Here is a 24,734-nt window from a genome sequence, read left to right as displayed (position 1 = left end):
GTCTTGCTCCGTGAGCCCGAGGGTGCCGCCGCCAGCAGGATCAAAAGATCGCAACGTGCGGCAGCGCCCACGGGGTTGAAATCAGAACTCCTGCTGGTGCGCCGGAGTTGCTGCTTTACGCGGTTGAAAGGTGTAGCCCTGCTGACCGCTGAGTACTTTGTTGGCGCGTTGCACGTCGATGTCTTTTTCCCAACGGGCGATGGCGACGGTGGCGACGCAGTTGCCGATGAGATTGGTGAGTGCCCGGCCGATGCCCATGAACCAGTCCACCGCCAACACCAGCACCAGGCCGACCACCGGGATTGCCGGAATCGCCGTCAGCGTGGCCGCCAGAATCACCAGTGCCGAACCGGGAATGCCGTGGGCGCCTTTGGAGGTAATCAGCGAAACCAGCAGAATCGTCAGCAGATCAGTCATGGCCAACGGTGTGCCGGTGGCATTGGCAATGAACACGATGGCCAAGGTCAGGTAGATCGAGAAACCGTCGAGATTGAACGAGTAACCGGTCGGAATCACCAGGCCGACGGTCGAGCTGCCGATACCGAGGTGTTCGAGTTTGCGCATGATCTGTGGCAGCACCGCGTCGGACGATGCGGTGCCCATGACGATCAGCAGTTCTTCACGCAGGTATTTCAACAGCGGCCACATGCGCAGGCCGGAAGCACGCATTACCAGACCGAGAATCACGCTGACGAACGCGATGCAGGTCAGGTAGAACAAACCGACCAGACTGCCCAGATGTTGCAGGGAATCAAGGCCATATTTGCTGGTGGTGAACGCGATAGCGCCGAACACGCCGATCGGCGCCAGACGCACGATCATGCCCATGATGCGGAAGATCACATGGCTCAGTTCGTTGATCAGTCGCGAGATCCCGGAGGCCGCTTCACCGACTAGATTCAAGGCGCTGCCGAACAGTACCGAGAACAGCAGCACTTGCAGAATGTTGTTGTCAGCGAAGGCGCCAATCACCGAGGTCGGGATCAGGTCCATGAGGAATTGCGTGGTGGTGTGCATGTGCTGGCTGCGTTCGGCGAGATCGCCCATGTCGGCCGCAGACAGTTGCTCGAGATGGATATTCGCGCCGCTGCCGATGCCGGTGCTGAAGGCGAAGACCAGGCCGATCACCAAAGCGATGGTGGTCAGCACTTCAAAGTAGATCACCGATTTGAGGCCGATGCGCCCGACCTTCTTCAGATCGCCCGCGCCGCTGATGCCGCTGACCACCACGCAGAACACGATGAGGCCGATGAGCATCTTGATCAGTTTGATGAAACCGTCGCCGAGCGGTTTGAGCTGGGCCGAGTATTCAGGAAGGGTCAGCCCGCAGACGATGCCGAGCACCAGTCCGAGAACCACTTGAAGGAAGATTGAACGCGAGCACCATCTGAGCATGGGAGGAATCCTGGTCGGTGTCCTGGCTGCCGTGCGCTGGGCGCATCAGATTCAGGACTTAATTATTGTGGTCTTACCGGTATGTCCAGTGCAGGCGCAGTCTACGCTCGGTTTTTTCGGGATGACAAGTGAAAATCGTGAAATTGGCATGACCGGTCTGACCAGCGGCCAGAGCCGCATGTAGGAGCTGCCGGAGGCTGCGATCTTTTGATCTTGTTTTTAAGATCCAGATCAAAAGATCGCAGCCTTCGGCAGCTCCTACACGGGAAATCAGGGGCGAAAAAAAACCGGCCAATCACTTGGCCGGTTTTTCATGCTGCAGATTTAACGTCGCGATTAAGCGCCGTACACCGGCAGTTTCTTGCAGATGGCTTTGACTTTCTCACGAACGGCGTCGATCACCGCTTCGTTGTTCAGGTCAGCCAGGATGTCGCAGATCCAGCCAGCCAGCTCTTTGCACTCGGCTTGCTTGAAGCCGCGAGTGGTCACGGCAGGAGTACCGAAACGCAGGCCGGAAGTGACGAACGGCGAGCGTGGATCGTTTGGTACCGAGTTCTTGTTCACGGTGATGAACGCTTTGCCCAGAGCCGCGTCGGCGTCTTTACCGGAGATGTCCTGCTTGATCAGCGACAGCAGGAACAGGTGGTTCTTGGTACCGCCGGAGACTACGTCGAAACCGCGCTCGATGAACACTTCGGCCATGGCCTGGGCGTTCTTCACCACTTGTTCCTGGTAGGCCTTGAACTCAGGCTGCAGCGCTTCCTTGAAGCAGATCGCTTTGGCGGCGATCACGTGCTCCAGCGGGCCACCCTGGGCGCCCGGGAATACTGCGGAGTTCAGCTTCTTCTCGATTTCGGCGTTGGCGCGCGCCAGGATCAGGCCGCCACGTGGACCGCGCAGGGTTTTGTGCGTGGTGGTGGTCACGACGTCAGCGAAAGGCACCGGGTTCGGGTAAACACCAGCGGCAACCAGACCGGCCACGTGAGCCATGTCGACGAACAGGTAAGCGCCAACCTTGTCAGCGATTGCACGGAAGCGCGGGAAGTCCAGAATCTGCGAGTAGGCAGAGAAACCGGCCACGATCATTTTTGGCTTGTGCTCAACCGCCAGACGCTCGACTTCGTCGTAGTCGATCAGGCCGTTGGCGTCGATGCCGTACTGCACAGCGTTGTACAGCTTGCCGGAGGAGGAAACGCTGGCGCCGTGGGTCAGGTGACCGCCGTGGGCCAGGCTCATGCCCAGAATGGTGTCGCCACCTTGCAGCAGAGCCAGGTAAACAGCGGCGTTGGCTTGCGAACCGGCGTGCGGCTGAACGTTGGCGTAATCGGCGCCGAACAGTTCCTTGGCGCGGTCGATGGCCAGTTGCTCAACCACGTCAACGTACTCGCAGCCACCGTAGTAACGCTTGCCTGGGTAGCCTTCAGCGTATTTGTTGGTCAGGACCGAGCCTTGAGCTTCCATCACCGCTGGGCTGGTGTAGTTTTCCGAAGCGATCAGCTCAATGTGTTCTTCCTGGCGCTGAGCTTCTTGCTCCATGGCGGCAAAAAGGTCGGCGTCGTACTTGGCAATAGTCAAATCACGGCTGAACATGGCGGTCCTCAAGGATCGGGGGCAGAAAAGGGGGGCATTCTAACCCAATGGGTTTTGGATGGCATATGAAACGACATCATGTCGCAGACAAGTGGCGTTCATGACAGATGTGCGGTGCTTTTACCGGCCTGAAAAGATCGCAGCCTTCGGCAGCTCCTACAGTAATCGGAGCTGATCCCGCATATTGTGACCGACATCAATTCCTGTAGGAGCTGCCGAAGGCTGCGATCTTTTCGGCCTCTCAACAGGCTTTCAGTCGAACATGAACAGCGCATCATTGCTGAACTGCGCCTCAAACCGCCCCGCCGGCATCGGTCGCCCGAACAGATACCCCTGAACCTCATCGCAGCCATGTTCGCGCAAGAAGTCCAACTGCTCATGGGTTTCCACGCCCTCGGCGATCACCGCCAGGTTCAGGCTGTGCGCCATGGCGATGATCGCCCGGGCGATCTGCGCGTCCTGCTCACCGGACGGCAAGCCATCGACAAAGGTGCGGTCAATCTTCAGCACGTCGATCGGGAATTGCTTGAGGTAGTTCAGCGATGAGTAACCGGTGCCGAAGTCGTCGACCGCAATGCTCAGGCCAAGGTTTTTCAGCCCGGCGAGAATCTGCATCGCCTCGCTGACTTCGCGCATCAGGATACTTTCGGTCAGTTCCAGCTCCAGACACGCTGGCGGCAGGCCGGTTTCGCGCAGGATCGTGGCGATCCGCGTGCCGAGCTGGCCATCGGAGAACTGCCGCGCCGAGATGTTCACCGAGACCTTCGGCACGCGTACACGATTCTGGTGCCAGGTCTTCAACTGACGGCACGCCTCGCTGATCACCCAGTCGCCGACGTCCACCACCAGACCCAACTCTTCCAGCACCGGAATGAAATCCCCCGGCGGCACCAGTCCACGGCGCGGATGGCGCCAGCGCAACAGCGCTTCGGCGCCGGTCAGGCGTTTGCCGTCGCCGCTGAACTGCGGCTGGTAATACAGGACGAATTCGTTCTGCTCCAGGGCATGGCGCAAGTCGCTTTCCAGTTCCAGACGTTCCAGCGCACTGGCGTTCATGTCGGCCTGATAGAACTGGAAGTTGTTCTTGCCGCGTTCTTTGGCGTGGTACATCGCCGTATCGGCGTTTTTCATCAACTGGCTGAGTTCGTTGCCGTCCTGCGGGCTCAGGGCGATGCCGATACTGGCGGTGACGAAGAACTCGCGGCCTTCAAGCACGAACGGCCGGACGAGGCTGCCGAGGATCTGTTCGGCCACATGAATCGCCCGGTTCAGCGCCAGCTCGCGGCTGGAGCGGTGTTGCAGCAGCAAGGTGAACTCGTCGCCGCCCATGCGCGCCACGGTGTCGTCATCGTCGACGCAGGCCAACAGGCGCGTGGCCATGTCTTTCAACATGCGGTCGCCGGCGGCGTGGCCGAGGGAGTCGTTGATCGGTTTGAAACGGTCGAGGTCGAGGAACATCAACACCACCCACGACTTCTGCCGCTCGGCCGATTGCAGCGCGGTGTGCAGGCGATCCTGGAACAGCGTGCGGTTCGGCAAATGGGTCAGAGCGTCGTAGTAGGCGAGGCGGTGAATCCGCTGTTCGCTGGCCTTGCGTTCGCTGATGTCGCTGAAGAAGCACACGTAACTGGCCAGATCGCCCTCGTCGTCGAGCACGGCGGTGATGCCGACCCACGCCGGGTAATGCTCGCCGTTGCGGCGCTTGAGCCAGACTTCGCCTTCCCAGGTACTGTGCTGATGCAATTGCTTGAGCACGTAACGCAGGTGCGCATCCTGCTGTTCATCGACTGTGAGCATGTTCGGCAACTGGTCGAGGACTTCGCTCACCGCGTAACCGCTGACGCGACTGAAGGCTTCGTTGGCCTGGACGATGTAACCGGCCGGGTCGGTGATCAGAATCGCCGAGGTCGAGTGCTCGAATACCGTGGCGGCCATGCGCAGGTCTTTTTCGGCGCGGCGCTGCTGACTGATGTCGCGGCCGACACCGAGCACGCCTTCAAACGCCCCGTGTTCGTCCCACACCAGCACCAGACGCAGCTCGATCGGGATCTTGCGGCCATCAGCGCGCAGGCAGTCGAACAGGAACAATTGCGTCTGCACCTGATTGCGCAACACCGCCAGTTGCTCGGGTTTGTCCAGCGCCTTGCTGACCCGATCCATCAGCGTGTAAATGCCGCTCAGTTGCTGCGGGTTGGCGATGGTCGATTGCCAGCCGTTCTGGAAAATCCACTCGGCGTCGTAACCCAGCACGGCCTGCACCGACGGGCTGACATAGTTCAGCGAGAGCTTGCTGTCGGTGGAGAAAATCACGTCGCTGATGCTTTCGGCGAGCATGCGATAGCGCTGCTCGCTGTCGCGCAGCGATTCGCTGGCTTCGATCTGTTCGGTGATGTCCTTGGCCACACCGATGATTCGCGTCACCTGATCGTGTTTGTCGCGGGCCAGCGCCTGTTCGCGAATATCGAAACGCCGCCATTTGCCGTCGCGATGGCGGAAGCGCAACTGGCATTGCAGCAACTGACTGTAACCGGCGTGACGCTGCGTCTGCCGCGAGCGATGGTAGTAATCCGCATCCTCCGGGTGCAGCAGGATTTCCCAGAAATACTCGCCCATCTGGTGCAGTTCGGTGCGGTTGTAGCCGAGGGTCTGACCGAGGTGGTGGTTGCTGAAAATCATCCGCTGGCTGATCACGTCCTGCACATACAGGTGATCCGGCACGGTGCGCACCACGTCCGACCAGAAACCTTCGCGTTCGAGCAGCGACAGTTCGATCAGCTTGCGGCTGGTGATGTCGTTGATGCTGAGGATCACCGCTTTGTAGTCGTGCTGCTCGGTCGGCAGGCGCAACACCATCCACAGGTGCTGGTCGCGGCCATTGATGTCCGGCAGTTTGATTTCCAGTTCCAGCTGCTTTTGTTGCTGCAGGACGGCGTCGAGTACTTGATTGCCGATCGCACACTGACGTTGCGGATGGCCGTCGATCAACAGTTGCCAGGCGTGCTCACACGAGTTGACGTTGAGCAGTTGCAGCGCAACCTGATTGACCTCGGTGACGCGCAGCTCCTGGAGCAATTGCTGGCGTTGGTGCGGTTGGTCAAGCCAGGCCTTGAGCTGATCACTGGTCTGGATTTGCGCCTTGTCGAAAAACTGTTTCAGCCCGGATAGATCCAGCACGCACAGGGCAACGCCAGTGCCTTCGAAAATGTCCTGATAGCGCCGGCGACCTTCATGCAACTGGCGCTGACGGCGGCGCATGTTCAGCAGAGCGATCACCGGCAGCATGGAAAACGCCAGGCCCAGCAGGCATTTGCCGATAAACGCCGGTAGCAACTCTTCGAGCACGCGCTGGCGGTCGAACAGGCCACGCAATTGCCAGTCGCTGCTGCTCAGCGGCACGGTGAGCACGGTGTTGGCCAGATCGTCCGGGCTCAGCACACCGGGCTTGGCCGATGACAGCGATTCTTCGCGGCTGATGATCTGATGGTTGATACGGTTTTCCACCAGCCACAGCGGACGCAGGCTGGCTTCATTCTGTTTGGTCAGCGAGTCGAAGAACGTCGGCGTCAGGCGCAAAGCCCAATAGCCGCGGGTACTGCCGCTGGCCTGATGCAATAACAGGTGCACGGTTGAGCCGTCGTCGGCGTTGCTGAAATAGTGCGCCTGGGCGTGACTGCGGCGTACCAGTTCGGTGAGGTAGCTGGCGTCGGAGCTGTCGGTGCTGCTGTCGCTGAGGATTCTGCCGGAAGGGCTGAGCAACGCCAGGCTGCGCAGATCCGGCAGCGATTTCTGAAGTTTGCGCAGTAGTTGCTGCTGTTCGTCGGCTGATTGCGGTTGTTCGACGATCGGTAGCAGATTGAGGGCGATTTGCGCGTTCAGCGCCATGTTCAGGCTGACCTGCGAGGCGAGGTCGGCGGTGTAATCGATGGTGTACTGACGCTGGTTTTTCTGGGTTTCGCGCAGTTGATCGAGCAGTTGCCAGAACAGCAATGCCAGCAATAAAAGCACGAGCGTCGCCAGCGCACCCTTTAATGTACCGCGCAGGGACGAGCCGTGCGCCGGTGGGGTGCTGCTCACAGAAGCTGGCGGAGTGACATTGGACAAGCTGTGATCCTGCGATTTGGCTGGACTGGCGCGACGTGCACTATAAGCCGGACGCCCAAAGGGCGGCTAGCATGCCTTGAGTCGTGGCGAAGTGCCAGCCCCGCGCGGCTGGACTGCCACCGGTCATTAAGGTAGCTTTGCCGGTTACGCGGGAGCCCAGACACTGTTAAAACTACTGCGCTCGGAAATACTGCGTTGAAAACAGGCTCGGACTGCTCATTTACAACCCGTAAACTCCGCGTCCTCGCCTGTTTTCGCCTTGTCTTTCCTTCGCTCGTTACGTTTTAACAGCGTCTGGTCCAGCTCCTAGACTCAGACTTTTTCAGCGCGCACGCATTGATAACCATCAAGTGAACGACGCGCATGGTCTGGCCGGGCTTCGCCTGCGCTGCAATCATTCATCTGTCACTGACCCAAGGTTCTCCATGGCTCAATACGTCTTCACCATGCATCGGCTGGGCAAAGTTGTTCCGCCGAAGCGGGAAATTCTCAAAAATATTTCGCTGTCCTTCTTCCCCGGCGCCAAGATCGGCGTACTCGGCCTCAACGGTTCGGGTAAATCCACGCTGCTGAAAATCATGGCCGGCGTCGACACCGAGTTCGAGGGCGAAGCCCGTCCGATGCCGGACCTGAACATCGGTTATCTGCCGCAAGAGCCGCAACTTGATCCGACCAAGACCGTGCGTGAAGTGGTCGAGGAAGCCGTCAGCGTGATCAAGGATGCGCAAGCGCGTCTGGATGAGGTTTACGCTGCTTACGCCGATCCTGATGCCGACTTCGACAAGCTGGCCGCCGAGCAAGCCAAACTCGAAGCGATCCTGCAGGCCAGCGATGGTCACAACCTTGAGCGCCAACTTGAAGTCGCCGCCGATGCGCTGCGTCTGCCGGCCTGGGACGCCAAGGTCGAACACCTGTCCGGTGGTGAAAAGCGCCGTGTGGCCCTGTGCCGTCTGCTGCTGTCCGCCCCTGACATGCTGCTGCTCGATGAACCGACCAACCACTTGGACGCTGATTCGGTGGCGTGGCTGGAGCACTTCCTGCACGACTTCCCGGGCACCGTGGTAGCGATCACGCACGACCGTTACTTCCTCGATAACGTCGCTGGCTGGATTCTCGAACTCGACCGCGGCGCGGGTATTCCGTACGAAGGCAACTACTCGGGTTGGCTCGAAGCCAAGTCCGATCGTCTGGCGGCTGAATCCAAGCAGCAGTCGGCTCACGAAAAGGCCATGAAAGAAGAATTGGAGTGGGTGCGCAAAGGCGCCAAGGCCCGCCAGTCGAAATCCAAGGCACGTCTGCAACGCTTCGAAGAAATGCAATCGCAGGAATTCCAGAAGCGTTCGGAAACCAACGAGATCTACATCCCGGCCGGTCCACGCCTGGGCGACAAGGTCATCGAATTCAAGAACGTCACCAAGGGCTACGGCGATCGCGTGTTGATCGACAACCTGTCGTTCTCCATGCCGAAAGGCGCCATCGTCGGCGTGATCGGCGGTAACGGTGCCGGTAAGTCGACCCTGTTCCGCATGCTGATGGGCAAGGAAACGCCGGACTCGGGCAGCATCGAAGTCGGCGAAACCGTGCAACTGGCCTGCGTTGACCAGAGCCGCGAAGACCTCGACGGCAGCAAGACGGTGTTCCAACAGATCTCCGACGGTTCCGACCAGATCCGCATCGGCAACTACGAGATCCCGTCGCGCACCTACGTCGGTCGCTTCAACTTCAAGGGCGGCGACCAACAGAAGTTCGTCAAGGACCTGTCCGGTGGTGAGCGCGGCCGTCTGCACCTGGCGCTGACCCTGAAGGAGGGCGGCAACGTCCTGCTGCTCGACGAACCGTCCAACGACCTCGACGTTGAAACCCTGCGTTCCCTGGAAGAAGCCCTGCTGGACTTCCCGGGCGCCGCCATTGTGATCTCTCACGATCGCTGGTTCCTGGACCGTGTGGCGACGCACATCCTGGCGTACGAAGACGACTCGCAAGCGGTGTTCTTCGAAGGCAACTACACCGAGTACGAAGCGGATCGTAAAAAGCGTCTCGGCGAAGCGGCTGCCCAGCCACACCGGGTACGTCACAAGAAACTGGCCTGATTCGGGTTGGTTGCATAAAAGAACGGAGCCTTCGGGCTCCGTTTTTTTTTGCCTTTTTTCTTCAGTGAGACCGAGTCGCGGCATTCGCGAGCAGGCTCGCTCCCACAGGGGAATGCATTGCAAATGTGGGAGCGAGCCTGCTCGCGAAAGCGGTGTAACTGTTGGTGCATCATTTGTATTTCGCCTCCCCATTCAGGTGCGAAATCAGGCCAAAAAGCGAGCTGATTTATATCCTGTGCACCATTTAATTTCATAACTGCGACATTTTGCTCTGTTCCTGTGCGCAATTCGTTTGTTACAGTCCGGCCCAATCTCCTCCAACGACAATAAATTTGCCGAGACTTTTCTCATGATCGAATCCGTCGAATCCTTCCTCGCTCGCCTGAAAAAACGCGACCCGGATCAACCCGAATTCCACCAGGCCGTCGAAGAAGTCCTGTGCAGCCTGTGGCCGTTTCTTGAAGCCAATCCGCATTACCTGACCTCGGGGATTCTGGAGCGCATCTGCGAGCCGGAACGGGCGGTGGTGTTTCGCGTGTCGTGGGTCGACGATCAGGGCAAGGTCCAGGTCAATCGCGGTTTCCGCATCCAGATGAACAGCGCCATCGGCCCGTACAAGGGCGGACTGCGTTTCCATCCGTCGGTGAACCTGGGCGTGCTGAAATTCCTCGCCTTCGAACAGACCTTCAAGAACTCGCTGACCTCGCTACCCATGGGCGGCGGCAAGGGCGGCTCCGACTTCGATCCGAAGGGCAAGAGCGACGCTGAAGTCATGCGCTTCTGCCAGGCGTTCATGAGCGAGTTGTACCGCCACATTGGCGCTGACGTTGACGTGCCGGCCGGTGATATCGGCGTCGGTGCGCGCGAGATCGGTTTCCTGTTCGGCCAGTACAAACGGCTGAGCAACCAGTTCACCAGTGTGCTGACCGGCAAAGGCATGACCTACGGCGGCAGCCTGATTCGTCCGGAAGCCACCGGGTTCGGCTGCGTCTACTTTGCCGAAGAAATGCTCAAGCGCCGCGAGCAGAGCATCGAAGGCAAGCGCGTGGCGATCTCCGGGTCCGGCAACGTCGCGCAATATGCAGCACGCAAGGTCATGGACCTCGGCGGCAAAGTGATTTCACTGTCCGACTCCGAAGGCACGCTGTACTGCGAGTCCGGCTTGAGCGAAGAACAGTGGCTGGCGCTGTTGGAACTGAAAAACATCAAACGCGGACGCATCAGTGAATTGGCGGCGGCATTCGGTCTGGAGTTCCGCGCCGGTCAGTTGCCGTGGTCATTGCCGTGCGACATCGCGCTGCCGTGCGCCACACAGAACGAACTCGACGCCGAAGCCGCCCGCACGCTGTTGCGCAATGGCTGCGTGTGCGTGGCCGAAGGCGCGAACATGCCGACGACGCTTGCGGCTGTGGATATCTTTATCGAGGCCGGGATTCTGTTTGCGCCGGGCAAGGCGTCCAACGCTGGCGGTGTGGCGGTGAGCGGTCTGGAGATGTCGCAGAACGCCATGCGTCTGCTGTGGACGGCAGGTGAGGTGGACAGCAAATTGCACGCGATCATGCAGTCCATCCACCACGCTTGCGTGCATTACGGAGAAGAGAACGGGCGGATCAACTACGTCAAAGGCGCGAACATCGCCGGCTTCGTCAAAGTCGCCGACGCGATGCTGGCGCAAGGTGTTGTTTAAGCCGGTTCGATGCGGATCACTTCAATCATTTGATCGCCGGCGGGGCGCTGCCACAGCACCTCGTCGTTGAGTCGGGCACCGAGCAGCGCCCGGCCCAATGGTGAACCCCAATTGATCAGGCCTTTGCCGGCATCGGCCTGATCTTCACCGACCAGTTGCACCCGGCGTTCAGTATCGTGTTCGTCGGCATAGGTCACCCAACTGCCGATCTGCACTTTGTCGGTGGAGGTCGCGGCGACGGCAACCTGTGCGCTGCCGAGGCGCTGATTGAAGTAACGCAAGTCTCGTTCAAGATCGGCCAGGCGTTGCTTGTCAGCCTGCTCACCTTTAGCCGATTGCTCGGCGTGCCGGGCGTGTAGCTCGGCGACTTTCGCCTGCAACTGCACCAGCCCTTGCGGCGTGACGTAATTGGTTTGCGTGCTGACCTGTCGTTCGACCGGCTGATCGGCTTGCGCGGCGGCGTTGTCTTCGTTGACGAATGCGCGACTCATGGTGTCCTCCTCGTATGAGGTTTGGGCCATGCTCGCAGGCATTTGGTTTCACTGGATGTCTGGAAACGACCTATTGCGAGCGATAGGCCCGCCCGGCGTCCTGGTCTTTCTGTTGCTGCCAGGCGCGTTCGCGTTCGTCCCAATGCTCGTTGCGATATTGTTCGCGATCCTGGTTTTCCAGCATCGCCTGACACTGGCGAAAGCCGTCAGTCCAGCCTTCGGCGTATTGCTTGTCCTCGAGATAGCGCGGCACATTCTTGCGAAACTCACCGCTGATCGAACCGGCCGCCTGACGGCCACTGACACAACCGTCATCGAAGCCGTCGGCAAAGGCCGGTGGATAACCCTTGGCGATCAGATCTTCATGGGTGGTCTGGCAACCGCCCAGGAACAGCACCACACCCAGCAACCCCGTACACCGCCACATCGCACTCTCCCGCACCGGTTCTCCGGCTTATGGGGAAAGTCTAGAAGCTGATTCATGACACGGCTGTCGAAGCCCCGTGAAAAATCCATTAACACCACAAGACCAATGTGGGAGCGAGCCTGCTCGCGAATGCAATCGGTCATTCAACAAGGATGCTGACTGACCCACCGCTTTCGCGAGCAGGCTCGCTCCCACAGGGGGAATTTGTCGGGCTTCAGATCAGTAGTGATACCACTTCACTTCGAGCATGACTTCCGTTTCCGGCGTGGCGAGATGGCTGAACTCACGCTGCGCACTCAGGCGCAAACCCAGGTTGCGCGACAACTCCCACTGCTGGTTCAGGCTCAGGCTACGGCGCACTTCGCCATTGAAGAAGTAATCACCCTTGGCTTCCAGACTGAGATTGCCCAACGGGTTTTTCCACAACACGCCGGTATTGAATCCGCCGGCCGGGGAGACGAACTCGGCGAAATCATTGTTGTGTTCAACGCGCACGGTGCCGAGGGCAAAACCCAATACGTCATCACCCAACGCCCAAGTGCCGCCACCGCCACCATTCACATGGCTGACCAGCGTTTCGTCATCGTGCTTGCCCGGTACCCGCTCAAGGCCACCGGTGACCTGCCATGACAACGGCTGCAGCAGCTCATTGCGCGGTGTCAGCGAGCGAATCGTCGCCAGATCCAGTTGTTGGAACTGCCAGTGATTGCCTTCGTACTGGCGCAGTTTCATTTGCAGAATTTCAATCTGCGCGCCGAGCGGGAAGCTTTCGGCGTTGTCGTTGAGATCGTGATAGGCCATGCGCAAACCGTACTCACCGAACGCACGGTCGCCACGGGTGCCGAGGCCGGCCTGCCAGGTGCGTGATTCGTGGCCGTCTTCGGGCAAGCCCGGTTGCGGGATCTCCAGCTCCGGCGCCGGGTTCTTGTTGATCGCCCGCAGCAGTTCGAAACTGCGCTGTGCCCGTTGCGGATCGCGCTCCTGGCCGTTGGCGCGGTAGCGTTCCAGGCGATATGCCGCGTCGATGATCAATGCTTGACGGGCACGGGGCAGGGCTTTGAACGCCGGATCCTGCAATTGCTGCTGATCGGCGCTGACTTTCAGCACCCATTGCTGTTCGTCACTGTTCAATGGCTCGGCACGGCTGAGCAGTTCGCGCTCGCGGGACGGGCGGTATTCGATACTTTCCACCAGCCCGGCTTCCTTCACCGCTTTGACGGTGTCGGTGGGAATGGCGGTCAACGGGAATTGTTCGGTCAGGCGCAGGCTTGGCCGGGCGACTTGCAGCAACTCCAGCAGGCGATAGGAGCAGTTTTCATCGAAGAAGAAATAGTCGAACTGAATCTGCTTCAACTCCCACACATGTTCGACCATGCGCGCGGTTTCTTCCTGGCTCAGGTTGAGTCGGTATTCCCACAGATCACGGTTTTCCAGGCTGCGGTATTCCGAGAGTTTTTCCTGATACGGCACCAGCGCGAACAGCCCGGGATAGCCGCCCATCAAGCCTTTCCAGGCGTAGAGAATGCTGTTGTCCGAGCCTTCGATGTAAGCGCCGAAGTTGATCGCGTAACTGAGTAGCGAGGTTTTGTCGGCCTGCACATCGGCCTGATCGATACGCAGCAGGGTGTGGCCGAACATCGATGACGGGCTGTTCAAGTACGCCGCCGGGAAGATCATCACCGCGCTGTGCGGCGAGACGTCCTTGAACCATTTTTTGTACTCGGCGCACTCGGGTGTCGGCAGATCGGTCAGGTTGAGCTGCGCTTTCAGCCAGCGAGTGCGCGCCGGATAAACGCACTGCGCATGTTGCTCGCCAAGGCTGGCCGGGGCGTATAGCGCTTGCACAGTGGCCGCCAGTTCGCGGTCGGGATGTTCATTGCCATCGGGCGCCAGAAAGAATTTCTTGTCGCTGACATAGCTGCGCCAGCCGCCAAGCTTGGCGGTTTCGTAGTGACCGAGGGAAATCCAGAAGCGGTCGTTGGCCAGTTGCTGCAAACGTTGAGGGTCGATGTGGGGCGCGGCGGACAGCGGGGCGCAGACACAGAGCGCCAGCCAGGCAAGGCGTTTGAGCATAAGTGGCAACTTAAGTCGAAAGAAAAACAAAGACCCCAGGCAGGTAATACCAGTCAGTCAATTCTGTACGGAACCTGTGGCGAGTGAGCTTGCTCCCGCTGGAGTGCGCAGCGCTCCCTGCTCTTGAAGGGCGGGGCCGCTGCGCGCGCCAGCGGGAGCAAGCTCCCTCGCCACAGGATTCAGCGCAATGCTTCAACTGACCTGGCTTCGCTCAAAAAGGGCGGGCCGAAAAAACAAAACCCGCTTCCCGAAGGAAGCGGGTAGGGTCGAGCTTAAGCTTGAGTCGCGTACTTGGCCAGACGAGGATCCGATTTCAGTACGGCCAGGGTGTTGGTATGCACGTCTTCAGCGGTCACGTCAGCTTTGCTGAAGATCTGCTGGAAGTGCTCGTGAGTCACGGCAGCGAAGTGCGCACGGTCTTCCGGCGCCACGCCCAGTACCACGGCATAAGTCGTCAGCGCTTCGCCGTTGCCTTTGGCCATGTCTTCGGACAGCTCGTTCATCATGCCATTCATGGCAAACCAGGATTTGCCGCCGTAGGTCAGCGACGCGTTGGTCGAGCAGCCGTTGGTGCCGGACGTCATCCCGAAGGTGGCGTTACCGGAAGTGCCGTTGGTGGTGGAAGCGAGGAAGTGAGCAGGGGTGCCACGCTGACCTTCGAACAGCATGTTGCCCCAACCGCAATCCGGGCCGCCTGGAGCTTGCGCCATTGCGTTGATGGATACAGCGGTGAAGAGAGTACCGAGAAGAATCCGTTTCATATCTTTGTTCTCTTTGTGTGCATACCAATGGACAGGGTTCTGGCCCCCCAAGCTCTGTACGAAACAGATCCAAACGAAGCCAGTGGGCCGGTATTAGTTCCAGCCGCGCAGTTTGGAGTTTAGGCATGTTCCAGGGGTTCCGTGGTTTTTTGCAAAATATTTGGAATAAACCCCGGTTTCAGGGGGCGAGCCGCAGGCTTGGCCGGTTGTCTATGCTTTGTCGTGTGGCGCGCCTTGCCAGTGGGGCACGGGCGGCGCCAGAATGCCGCTATCCGCCCCGCCTGATTGTTAAGGAAGCCCGATGCCTGATCCTGTTGCTGCCAGCTTGCGTCTCGCGCCCGAAGCGCTGACCCGTCCGTTTTCCGCTGAACAGTTCAGCTTCACTACCACCAATGATCTGGAGCCCTTTCGCGGTGTGCTCGGCCAGGAACGCGCGGTCGAAGCCTTGCAGTTCGGTGTGGCCATGCCACGCCCCGGTTACAACGTATTCGTGATGGGCGAGCCCGGCACCGGCCGTTTCTCGTTCGTCAAACGCTACCTGAAGGCCGAGGGCAAACGCCTGCAAACCCCGGCGGACTGGGTCTACGTCAACAATTTCGATGAGCCGCGCGAACCCCGCGCTCTGGAATTACCGTCAGGCACTGCCGGCGCATTTATCGGTGACATCAACGGTTTGATCGACAACCTGCTGGCGACGTTTCCGGCAGTGTTCGAGCACCCGTCCTACCAGCAAAAGAAAAGTGCCATCGACCGCGCCTTCAACCAGCGCTACGACAAAGCCCTCGACATCATCGAGCGTCTGGCCCTGGAAAAAGACGTCGCCCTGTATCGCGACAGCAGCAACATCGCCTTCACGCCGATGCTCGACGGCAAAGCGCTGGACGAAGCGGAATTCGCCCAGTTGCCAGAAGCCGATCGTGAACGCTTTCACGATGACATTTCCGGCCTCGAAGAGCGTCTGAACGAAGAACTCGCCAGCCTGCCGCAGTGGAAGCGTGAGTCGAACAACCAACTGCGTTCGCTTAACGAAGAAACCATCACCCTGGCCTTGCAGCCGCTGCTGTCGCCGTTGTCGGAGAAATACGCGGAAAACGCCGCCGTCTGCGGTTACCTGCAAGCGATGCAGGTGTATCTGCTGAAAACCGTGGTCGAGCAACTGGTCGACGACAGCAAGACCGACGCCGTCGCGCGCAAGCTGCTGGAAGAGCAATATGCGCCGAGTCTGGTGGTCGGTCATCCGTCCAGCGGCGGGGCGCCGGTCGTTTTCGAGCCGCACCCGACTTACGAAAACCTCTTCGGCCGCATCGAATACACCACCGATCAGGGCGCGCTCTACACCACTTACCGTCAGTTGCGTCCGGGTGCCTTGCACCGCGCCAACGGCGGTTTCCTGATTCTTGAAGCGGAAAAAATGCTCAGCGAGCCGTTCGTGTGGGATGCGCTGAAGCGTGCCCTGCAATCGCGCAAGCTGAAAATGGAATCGCCGCTGGGCGAGATGGGCCGGTTCGCCACCGTGACCCTCAACCCGCAGCACATTCCGTTGCAGGTCAAAGTCATCATCATTGGTGCGCGGTCGCTGTACTACACGCTGCAAGACCTCGATCCGGACTTCCAGGAGATGTTCCGCGTTCTGGTCGACTTCGACGAAGACATTCCGATGGTCGACGAAAGCCTGGAGCAATTCGCCCAGCTGTTGAAAACCCGCACATCGGAAGAAGGCATGGCACCGCTGACCGCCGATGCGGTGGCGCGTCTGGCGACTTACAGCGCACGACTGGCCGAACACCAAGGGCGTTTATCCGCGCGCATCGGTGATCTGTTCCAACTGGTCAGCGAAGCGGATTTCATCCGTCATCTGGCCGGCGATGAAATGACTGACGCCGGGCACATCGAACGCGCGCTGAAAGCCAAAGCCACGCGGACTGGTCGTGTGTCGGCGCGGATTCTCGACGACATGCTCGCCGGGATCATCCTGATCGACACCGATGGCGCGGCGGTCGGCAAGTGCAACGGGCTGACCGTGCTCGAGGTCGGCGACTCGGCGTTCGGTGTGCCGGCGCGAATCTCTGCCACGGTGTACCCGGGCGGCAGCGGCATCGTCGACATCGAACGTGAGGTCAACCTCGGTCAGCCGATTCACTCCAAAGGCGTGATGATTCTTACCGGGTATCTGGGCAGCCGTTATGCCCAGGAATTCCCGCTGGCGATTTCCGCGAGCATCGCGCTTGAGCAATCCTACGGTTACGTCGATGGCGACAGTGCTTCGCTGGGTGAGGCGTGCACGCTGATTTCGGCGCTGTCGAAAACCCCGCTCAAGCAGTGCTTCGCGATCACCGGCTCGATCAACCAGTTTGGCGAAGTGCAGGCGGTCGGCGGGGTTAACGAGAAGATCGAAGGCTTCTTCCGTCTCTGCGAAGCGCGCGGGCTGACTGGCGAGCAGGGCGCAATCATTCCGCAGGCCAACGTGGCCACGCTGATGCTTGATGAGAAGGTTTTGGCGGCGGTGCGTGCCGGGCAGTTCCACGTCTACGCGGTGCGTCAGGCCGACGAGGCGTTGAGCCTGCTGGTCGGCGAACCGGCCGGTGAGCCAAATGCCGATGGCGAATTCCCGGAAGGCAGCATCAACGCACGGGTGGTCGAACGCTTGCGCGACATCGCCGAGATGATCAGCGAAGAAGACCTCAAGGAAGCCGAGAAGGAGTTGGCGCAAGAGGCCTTGGCCGAAGCTAAACCGGCCTGAGCCTAAACGCGGTCAAAAACTGTGGGAGCGAGCCTGCTCGCGAAAGCGCTGTATCAGACGACGAATAAGTTGCCTGACACTCCGCATTCGCGAGCAGGCTCGCTCCCACAGTTGTTTGGTGTAAATCCATCGGAAATTCGCCACAACTCTGACGCCAATATTCACACAATGACCATTCGGCGCCTTCTGGTTCCATTCGGCTTGTGCGGCGGACTTTTCTTCTATTCTCAGCTCAAGGATATCGACAGTATCACTGGATCGAGCCAGTCCTCCCGTGGGGGCTGAATACCGGCTTCACCGAGGGTCGCCGCCATGTCGCGCAACCTCTGCCTCACCCGTCAATGCCTGGGTCTTGTGACCCGAATCGAATGCGCCATCAAGCCGTTGGCCGGCGATAACGGTATGTGGACGCTACTCTTTGCCGCCGGCATGGCCGGTGAACAACCTTCCGCCATCAAGGCCCAGGGCCCGTTTCATGGGCCGGTCGCCGCCGAATCAATACTCGACACCATCGTCGAAAGTCTGACATTGCATGGCTACGAACTGGCCGACGATCCGCAGATCTGGAGCCTGCACCTGCAGGCCCAGTTGCGGCAGATCAACGGTGGCCGCGGCCGCGCCCTGTAGGCGTTGCCGCAGGCTGCGATCTTTTGATCTTGCTGTTCAATGGGCAGCCTCAGGCACCTGCGCCTTGTCGAGTTTGACCTCAAAGCCGTATTGCACGGTGGCGAGGTCGGTTCGCTGAAAGGTCTCCACGTGGGTCGGGCGGCCATAAAAATAATGCACGCCAAACAGCGCCGGGCCTTCTGCGCTGGCATCATGACTGACCGAGAGAATCTGCTTGAGGTAGTTGCCGCTGTCGTCCTTGACGAAGAAGCGCCACTCATTGGGCGGAAACAGTTTCAGGTCCACCACCAGTTGGTTGTTCTTGATCTCCAGGCCTTTGGGCAGGGATTTGGCGTCATAAGTCTGCTTGGCCACCGTGGCGAGAAACAGCGGCATTGAGCCGACGGCAATCGCCGGGGTTTCCGGAAACAGGTTCAGGTCGTAAGTGATCGTCGCGCGCAGAGGATCGACCTGATACGCCTCGGGCGGCAATTCAATCGGTTCATCGAGCTTGCCACTGCGTTTTTCGGTGAAGAACGTGACAGGACTGACCCCCGGGCTGAAATCATCGCCGAGCAATTCATCGTTGAACGTACGGCGATGGGAAAACTCGATGCGCGCGGCGCTCGGCTCTTCCACGGATTGATGAATGCGAATGCCAGCCTTCAACTGTTCCTCGGTCAGGCTCGCGCCCTTGAGCCAGTTGGCTGCCAGATCGTCGTAGACCGTTACCGGCAGGTCCAGCGGCTGGATGGCTTTCTGCGTGGTGTGCTGGTTGAACGTGCGAATCGGCAGATCCAGCGATTTGCGCGTCAGCGTCGCCGAGGAGAAGTCGAGCACGCTGACTTCCAGCGTGTCGATCGGGCCATTGAAATAGACCTTGTTGTAGCGACGCGGGTGCTGCTCCTCGAATGCCTGCTGCTCTTGTGTGAGTTGCTTTTCCAGCGCATCGCTCCAGCTCTTCTGCTGTTGCAGGTAGGCCAGCTGTTTTTCGTAGAAGGCCACTTGCTCCGGGCTCTCGTTGATCGAGCCGGCGCGTATCAGGTATTGCCCGGTCTTGTCGCGGGCCTGGACGATCAGCGGATTGAGTTGCGTCTCTGCGACTTCCGCAGCCAGTGGCAGGTTGTTGCTGAATTCGACTTCGGCGTAGTTGCTTTCAAGCTTCAGCAGTTTGACGCTGAGGTTGTCATTGCTGCGGGTCTGGCCGACGTCCTTTTGCGTCAGGTCGAAGCTGTACAAGCGGCGCGGTGCGATGACTTCGATCTGGCCTTGCAGGCTGACCGGTTGCGGCAGGGATTTCTTGTCCACGTCCAGTCCGTCAATGAACGGGTAGGTCACGGTCAGGTCATCGGGGTTGGTGACGTTGGAGCTGGAGGGGCTGAGCTGAATGCCCGGATCGGTTTCCGACCATTCTGGCTGATAGGCGATCACGCGTTTGTTGCTCAACGTCACCGACTGCCATTCCACGCCATGGGGGAACAGGAAACCGCCGGGAATGTTCAGGTTGAACGGGAACACCGGTTGCAGATCGGTGAGGTAATCGGAGCTGGCGTCCTTGTGCAGCACGAACAGGCCGTTGATGAAGGTGTCGACCAGCGTCTGTGGGGCAGGGTAGTGCTTGAGCACGGCGAGGGCGTCTTCACCGTATTCGGTGCGCGGGGGATTGTCGTTGAGCTTGAGTTGCGCGCGTTCGAGCAGCAGCAGTGAGCCGCCGAGTTCGGTGACGGCGTCTTTGAGTTTGGTGTCGGTGATGGCGTCCAGTGACTGTTCGAACTTTGCCGTTTTTTCTTCAAGGCTGGCGGCGTGTTTTTCGTCGCCGGGCGAGCAACCGCTGATCAACAGAGCAAGGCAAATTCCGGCCGTCGTTATCGGTAATCGCACATCCATTTCCACACGTCCTGTCTGCAGTCACTGGGCTGTCAATGGTTTCGACACTAGCAGAAAAAAATCATCCACATGCGCAGGTGGCGGATTTACGGGCAGTTTCTGGCTGTCACAGGGGGCTGGTATACTCGCCGCCATTTCCAGTCCCCCCTGTGTGAGATTCAATGGAACGCTTTATCGAAAATGCAATGTACGCCACCCGCTGGCTGTTGGCGCCGATCTATATCGGCCTGTCCCTCGGTCTGTTGGCGCTGGCACTGAAGTTTTTCCAGGAAATCATTCATATCCTGCCCAACGTGTTCGCGATGGCCGAGTCGGATCTGATTCTGGTGCTGCTGTCGCTGATCGACATGGCGCTGGTTGGTGGCCTGCTGGTAATGGTGATGATTTCCGGCTATGAGAACTTCGTCTCGCAACTGGACATCGACGAGGGCAAGGAAAAGCTCAGCTGGCTGGGCACCATGGACTCTTCGTCGCTGAAGATGAAAGTGGCCGCCTCGATCGTGGCGATTTCCTCGATCCACTTGCTGCGCATCTTCATGGATGCCAAGAACGTCGATCCCGAGCACCTGATGTGGTACGTCATCATCCACATGACCTTCGTGGTCTCGGCGTTCGCCATGGGTTACCTGGACAAGGTCACCAAGCACTGATCATGTGGCGAGGGAGCTTGCTCCCGCTGGATCGCGTAGCGATCCCCCTCGCAACACAAAAACACCGCCCGTCTGTTGCGAAACAGACGGGCGGTGTCGTTTGTGGCTTGTGCTTTGTTACGCGCGGGCATATCCCTGTAGAGGTCCTGATTCGCCACTGCGTGAGGTGCGTTCATGAACCTGCAAGAGCTGAATGCGTTTGCCATCGCCAAGAAGGTCGATGAGCTGAACCTGATTTCCATGGAAGGCGGGATTTATCTGCTCGAAGCACGGATGCACGGGGCGGCGTATCCGTTGAGTGATCTCAAAGGCAATATGCTGACGCTGCGATCTGTGGAGCATGCGCGGGATTTGCTGCATGCCTTTCCGGTGCTGCCGTTCAACCTTGTGCACACCTCGGTACATGACGAAATGTGCGGCCTGGGTGGCAGTATCGATGAAAGCCTGAAGGTGCCGCTCGCCTGGCGTTCAGCCCTGTAGGCGCTGCGCCCCATCGCCGGACATCTGTGCTAGTCTGCTCGCCCTTTTGGTTCCGGGCGCGCCGGGACGCGCTGTGCACGCACGGCAAGTCTTGTGGCCGTCCGCACAGCGGAGCAGTGTCATGTCCGAAGTAAATCTGTCCACCGACGAAACCCGCGTCAGCTACGGCATCGGCCGTCAGTTGGGTGACCAGCTGCGCGACAACCCGCCACCGGGCGTTAGCCTGGACGCGATCCTGGCAGGCCTGACCGACGCATTCGCCGGCAAGCCAAGCCGTGTGGGTCAGGAGGAAATGTCCGCCAGCTTCAAGGTGATCCGCGAGATCATGCAAGCCGAAGCCGCTGCCAAAGCTGAAGCCGCTGCTGGCGAAGGCCTGGCCTTCCTGGCTGAAAACGCCAAGCGTGACGGCGTCACCACCCTGGCTTCCGGCCTGCAATTTGAAGTGCTGACTCAGGGCGAAGGCGCCAAGCCAACCCGTGAAGACGACGTGCGTACTCACTACCACGGCACCCTGATCGACGGCACCGTGTTCGACAGCTCCTACGAGCGTGGCCAGCCTGCAGAATTCCCGGTTGGCGGCGTGATTGCTGGCTGGACCGAAGCCCTGCAACTGATGAATGCCGGTAGCAAATGGCGTCTGTACGTGCCGAGCGAACTGGCTTACGGCGCTCAAGGCGTTGGCAGTATCCCGCCGCACAGCGTTCTGGTATTCGACGTCGAGCTGTTGGACGTTCTGTAAGACCGGGCCTGCCTTGATGGTGGGCTAATGTGGGAGCCAGCCTGCTAGTGATAGGGTCGACCGGGTTTTCCTTCAGGACCGCGTTGATACCATCGCCAGCAGGCTGGCTCCCACAATTTTTTGGGTGCTGCTCATAGTTCGATCTTGTTATGCAGTTCACTGGTCGGGCGCAAGGCCCGGGCGTAGCAGAACAGGAACAGATTTCGCACCAGTTCCTTGAGCACCAATGGCTCGCTGGAATTCAGGCTGCTGACATCCAGATCGCCTTGATCCTGCAGCTCATGCAGGGCTTCCTCTTCAAGCTCCGCACAGACTTCACCGGTTTCCCGATGCAGGATTCTGAGGTAAGGGTGTGGGCGGTCCAGCCAGGCGTCGATTAGATAAGTCATGGTTCTCATCTCCATTGAAGGTGTTTGATGAGAATAATTCTTATTATCTAAATAGCAAGCGCCTATTGGCGGATTGTGGATTTTTCCGGGTAAAGATTGCGTAAGGTCAAAACGGCTGGCGTTTGGCTATTGCTTGGTGTTACTGGGGCTGGCGGGGAGGGCGAAGCTCCATCCCACGGCTGGCGCGGGATGGATGACAGCAGATTCAGACTTTTCTGACGAACTCGGATTTGAGCTTCATCGGGCCGATGCCGTCGATCTTGCAGTCGATGTCGTGGTCGCCATCGCACAGGCGGATGTTCTTGACCTTGGTGCCGACCTTGACCACCAGCGACGTGCCTTTGACCTTCAGATCCTTGATCACGGTGATGGTGTCGCCGTCCTGCAGGACGTTGCCAACCGAATCTTTCTTCACGGCATCATCGGACGCCACTTCGGCTTCGCCGTTGGCGGACCACTCGTGGGCGCACTCTGGGCATACCAGTTGGGTGCCATCTTCGTAGGTGTATTCGGAATTGCATTTCGGGCAGGGTGGCAACGTGCTCACTAAGGCTCCTTGGAGTGTGGATCGCTAAAAGTCGCACATTGTATAGGGTTTTAGCTTTTCAGGCAGTCAAAAGCAAAAGATCGCAGCGTCGACAACCCCTGTAGGAGCTGCCGAAGGCTGCGATCTTTTGATCTTGCTTCAGCGATATCAGTGCGTGCGGGCTACCGCAAACTCACTCAGTTCAACCAGTGCATCACGGTATTCACTGGCCGGCAGTGCATCGAGGCACTTGATCGCACGGGCCACGTAATCACGGGCCAGTTGTGCGGTGTATTCCAGCGAACCAGAAGCTTCCACAGCAATGCGGATGCTTTCCAGGTCTTCGATCCCGCCCTTCTGGATCGCCTGGCGCACCAGGGCAGCCTGTTCAGCCGTACCTTCGCGCATGGTGTAGATCAGCGGCAGAGTCGGTTTGCCTTCGGCCAGATCGTCACCGACGTTCTTGCCCAGGGTTTCCGCATCGCCCTTGTAGTCGAGCAAGTCGTCGACCAGTTGGAACGCCACACCGAGGTGATCACCAAACGTGCGCAGGGCTTCGCTCTGCTCGGCAGTCGCACCAGCCAGGGCAGCAGCACTATGGGTCGAAGCTTCGAAGAGCATCGCGGTCTTGCCGCGGATGACTTCCATATAGGTTTCTTCGGTGGTGCTGGCGTCGCGCACCTTGGACAGTTGCAGTACTTCGCCTTCAGCGATGATGCGCGTGGCCTGGGACAGGATCTTCATCACCGGCATCGAGCCCAGTTCAACCATCATTTCGAACGAGCGCGAGTACAGGAAATCGCCGACCAGCACGCTCGGGGCGTTGCCCCACATGGCGTTGGCGGTCGAACGGCCACGGCGCATGCCGGACATGTCGACCACGTCGTCATGCAGCAGGGTGGCGGTATGCAGGAATTCGATGGTGGCGGCCAGCAGACGCATGTCGTCGCCTTCGCGACCCAGGGCTTTGCCACACAGCAACACTAATAAAGGACGCAGACGTTTGCCGCCGGCCGAGGTGATGTAATCGCCGATTTTCGATACCAGCGGTACTCGGGAAGTCAGCTGCTTCTTGATGATGCCGTCGACGGCGCTAAAATCGTCCGCCACCGCGCGGTAGAAAGCTTGGGGTTGCATCAGCGAGAGTCGCTCCAGAAGGGTTGCGCGGCATGCTAGGACCCCCGTCCAGACCTGTCAAGGCGCGATAGACGGCTACTTGCAAGCCTGCTGCGGCTTGCGTACAATCGCGCACCCTGAACTTCCTGGGCAGCACCTGCCTTACGCAATTGCAACGGGCCTTCCAGCCTTATGCAGCCATGCCAGCCAATACCTCTTCTTATAAAGAGCTGGGTGAGCAGGATTATCGGAGAAATACCATGTCTTATGCAGTAATCGTTACTGGCGGCAAGCAGTACAAAGTCGCCCCAGGTGAATACCTGAAGATCGAAAAACTGGAAGTCGCCACTGGCGAATCCGTTACCTTTGATCGCGTTCTGTTGGTTGCCAATGGCGACGACGTGAATATCGGCGCTCCAGTTGTTGCTGGCGCTACCGTTGTGGCTGAAGTGATCTCCCAAGGTCGTCACGATAAAGTCCGCATCATCAAGTTCCGTCGTCGTAAGCACCACATGAAGCGTATGGGCCACCGCCAGTGGTACACCGAGATCAAAATCACCGGTATTCAGGCTTAATTTCAGCCTAATTCCTCACTAGGAGAATTGACTCATGGCACACAAAAAAGCTGGTGGTAGTACCCGTAACGGTCGCGACTCAGAAGCCAAACGCCTTGGCGTGAAGATGTATGGCGGCCAGGTCATCAAGGCCGGCAACATCATCGTGCGTCAGCGCGGCACCCAATTCCACGCTGGCTACGGCGTTGGCATGGGTAAAGATCACACCCTCTTCGCGAAAATCGAAGGCGTGATCAAGTTTGAAGTAAAAGGCGCTTTCAACCGCCGTTACGTGAGCGTAATCGCGGCTTAATCGCGAGATCGCTGGAAGAGCCCTGTCTTGCGACGGGGCTTTTTCGTTTGTGGGGTGAGTCTCTTGCAAAACTGTTTGTATGGGCTGTCGGCGTGCGATACGTGTCGTGTTTTGGGGTC

The 24,734-nt window shown here is 59.1% G+C and carries 20 protein-coding genes; 9 read left to right on the top strand and 11 right to left on the bottom strand.

Annotated elements, in window-relative coordinates:
- Nucleotides 1-81 precede the first annotated feature (81 nt).
- From BK670_RS00390 to morA, 3 genes are all read right to left on the bottom strand, one after another.
- The gene (locus tag BK670_RS00390; RefSeq protein ID WP_123448186.1) at nt 82-1,395 is read right to left on the bottom strand and encodes a C4-dicarboxylate transporter DctA; all 1,314 of its coding nucleotides are present in this window, start codon (nt 1,393-1,395) and stop codon (nt 82-84) included.
- A gap of 336 nt (nt 1,396-1,731) precedes the next feature.
- Nucleotides 1,732-2,985, bottom strand: coding sequence for a serine hydroxymethyltransferase (gene glyA, locus BK670_RS00380; RefSeq protein WP_007963781.1), 1,254 nt, complete (start codon nt 2,983-2,985; stop codon nt 1,732-1,734).
- A gap of 252 nt (nt 2,986-3,237) precedes the next feature.
- Complete coding sequence (morA, locus tag BK670_RS00375; RefSeq protein WP_123448184.1) at nt 3,238-7,086, bottom strand: cyclic di-GMP receptor MorA; 3,849 nt, start codon at nt 7,084-7,086, stop codon at nt 3,238-3,240.
- A 425-nt stretch (nt 7,087-7,511) separates the two neighbouring features.
- On the opposite strand from morA, the gene ettA reads away from it, so the two are divergent.
- Both ettA and gdhA read left to right on the top strand, forming a co-directional pair.
- The gene (ettA, locus tag BK670_RS00370; protein WP_025108770.1) at nt 7,512-9,176 is read left to right on the top strand and encodes an energy-dependent translational throttle protein EttA; all 1,665 of its coding nucleotides are present in this window, start codon (nt 7,512-7,514) and stop codon (nt 9,174-9,176) included.
- Nucleotides 9,177-9,525: 349 nt separating this feature from the next.
- Nucleotides 9,526-10,863 carry an NADP-specific glutamate dehydrogenase gene (gene gdhA, locus BK670_RS00365; RefSeq protein ID WP_123448183.1) on the top strand — a complete coding sequence of 446 codons (1,338 nt, stop codon included), beginning with the start codon at nt 9,526-9,528 and terminating at the stop codon, nt 10,861-10,863.
- On the opposite strand, the gene BK670_RS00360 is transcribed toward gdhA, so the two are convergent.
- The 4 genes from BK670_RS00360 to BK670_RS00335 all read right to left on the bottom strand — a co-directional run bounded on the left by BK670_RS00360 (nt 10,860) and on the right by BK670_RS00335 (nt 14,615).
- Complete coding sequence (locus BK670_RS00360; protein WP_123448182.1) at nt 10,860-11,354, bottom strand: GreA/GreB family elongation factor; 495 nt, start codon at nt 11,352-11,354, stop codon at nt 10,860-10,862. The two genes, gdhA and BK670_RS00360, sit on opposite strands and share 4 nt — an antisense overlap.
- Before the next feature lie 70 nt (nt 11,355-11,424).
- The gene (locus tag BK670_RS00355; RefSeq protein ID WP_123448181.1) at nt 11,425-11,781 is read right to left on the bottom strand and encodes a hypothetical protein; all 357 of its coding nucleotides are present in this window, start codon (nt 11,779-11,781) and stop codon (nt 11,425-11,427) included.
- A gap of 219 nt (nt 11,782-12,000) precedes the next feature.
- Nucleotides 12,001-13,854 carry an Lnb N-terminal periplasmic domain-containing protein gene (locus tag BK670_RS00345; RefSeq protein WP_123448180.1) on the bottom strand — a complete coding sequence of 618 codons (1,854 nt, stop codon included), beginning with the start codon at nt 13,852-13,854 and terminating at the stop codon, nt 12,001-12,003.
- A gap of 272 nt (nt 13,855-14,126) precedes the next feature.
- Nucleotides 14,127-14,615 carry a DUF3015 domain-containing protein gene (locus BK670_RS00335; protein WP_007909797.1) on the bottom strand — a complete coding sequence of 163 codons (489 nt, stop codon included), beginning with the start codon at nt 14,613-14,615 and terminating at the stop codon, nt 14,127-14,129.
- 301 nt (nt 14,616-14,916) lie between these two features.
- On the opposite strand from BK670_RS00335, the gene BK670_RS00330 reads away from it, so the two are divergent.
- Together BK670_RS00330 and BK670_RS00325 are read left to right on the top strand one after the other, a co-directional pair.
- Nucleotides 14,917-17,355, top strand: coding sequence for a Lon protease family protein (locus BK670_RS00330; protein WP_095048709.1), 2,439 nt, complete (start codon nt 14,917-14,919; stop codon nt 17,353-17,355).
- 312 nt (nt 17,356-17,667) lie between these two features.
- Entirely contained in the window at nt 17,668-17,982 is a 315-nt protein-coding gene (locus tag BK670_RS00325; RefSeq protein ID WP_007909799.1) for a PA4575 family protein, read from the top strand.
- Nucleotides 17,983-18,018: 36 nt separating this feature from the next.
- Here BK670_RS00325 and BK670_RS00320 read toward each other — a convergent pair whose 3' ends face one another.
- Nucleotides 18,019-19,848: a hypothetical protein gene (locus BK670_RS00320; RefSeq protein ID WP_123448179.1), complete on the bottom strand. Its 1,830-nt coding sequence runs from the start codon at nt 19,846-19,848 to the stop codon at nt 18,019-18,021.
- A gap of 161 nt (nt 19,849-20,009) precedes the next feature.
- Between BK670_RS00320 and BK670_RS00315 the strand changes: the two genes are divergently transcribed.
- The 3 genes from BK670_RS00315 to BK670_RS00305 all read left to right on the top strand — a co-directional run bounded on the left by BK670_RS00315 (nt 20,010) and on the right by BK670_RS00305 (nt 21,717).
- Nucleotides 20,010-20,498: a TIGR00645 family protein gene (locus BK670_RS00315; protein ID WP_016773116.1), complete on the top strand. Its 489-nt coding sequence runs from the start codon at nt 20,010-20,012 to the stop codon at nt 20,496-20,498.
- A 174-nt stretch (nt 20,499-20,672) separates the two neighbouring features.
- Nucleotides 20,673-20,978 (top strand): DUF6482 family protein, encoded by a 306-nt coding sequence (locus tag BK670_RS00310; protein ID WP_123448178.1) that lies wholly within the window; start codon nt 20,673-20,675, stop codon nt 20,976-20,978.
- A 121-nt stretch (nt 20,979-21,099) separates the two neighbouring features.
- On the top strand, nt 21,100-21,717 hold the full coding sequence (locus BK670_RS00305; RefSeq protein WP_123448177.1) for a BamJ family beta-barrel-assembly machinery protein: 618 nt from the start codon (nt 21,100-21,102) through the stop codon (nt 21,715-21,717).
- A 131-nt stretch (nt 21,718-21,848) separates the two neighbouring features.
- Here the strand turns inward: BK670_RS00305 and BK670_RS00300 are convergent, their stop codons facing one another.
- From BK670_RS00300 to BK670_RS00290, 3 genes are all read right to left on the bottom strand, one after another.
- Nucleotides 21,849-22,106 carry a PA4570 family protein gene (locus tag BK670_RS00300; RefSeq protein ID WP_123448176.1) on the bottom strand — a complete coding sequence of 86 codons (258 nt, stop codon included), beginning with the start codon at nt 22,104-22,106 and terminating at the stop codon, nt 21,849-21,851.
- A gap of 205 nt (nt 22,107-22,311) precedes the next feature.
- Nucleotides 22,312-22,653 carry a zinc ribbon domain-containing protein YjdM gene (locus BK670_RS00295; protein WP_077574604.1) on the bottom strand — a complete coding sequence of 114 codons (342 nt, stop codon included), beginning with the start codon at nt 22,651-22,653 and terminating at the stop codon, nt 22,312-22,314.
- Between the two features lie 147 nt (nt 22,654-22,800).
- Nucleotides 22,801-23,769: a polyprenyl synthetase family protein gene (locus BK670_RS00290; RefSeq protein ID WP_093434797.1), complete on the bottom strand. Its 969-nt coding sequence runs from the start codon at nt 23,767-23,769 to the stop codon at nt 22,801-22,803.
- A 239-nt stretch (nt 23,770-24,008) separates the two neighbouring features.
- Between BK670_RS00290 and rplU the strand changes: the two genes are divergently transcribed.
- Both rplU and rpmA read left to right on the top strand, forming a co-directional pair.
- Nucleotides 24,009-24,323, top strand: coding sequence for a 50S ribosomal protein L21 (rplU, locus tag BK670_RS00285; RefSeq protein WP_007950961.1), 315 nt, complete (start codon nt 24,009-24,011; stop codon nt 24,321-24,323).
- Nucleotides 24,324-24,357: 34 nt separating this feature from the next.
- On the top strand, nt 24,358-24,615 hold the full coding sequence (gene rpmA, locus BK670_RS00280) for a 50S ribosomal protein L27 (protein ID WP_007909818.1): 258 nt from the start codon (nt 24,358-24,360) through the stop codon (nt 24,613-24,615).
- Nucleotides 24,616-24,734: the final 119 nt, after the last annotated feature.

The sequence above is a fragment of the Pseudomonas fluorescens genome (genome assembly GCF_003732425.1).
GTDB classification, from domain to species: Bacteria; Pseudomonadota; Gammaproteobacteria; order Pseudomonadales; family Pseudomonadaceae; genus Aquipseudomonas; species Aquipseudomonas fluorescens_BE.
Note: the sequence above shows the minus strand (reverse complement) of the source record. Positions and strands in the feature narration are given on the sequence as shown.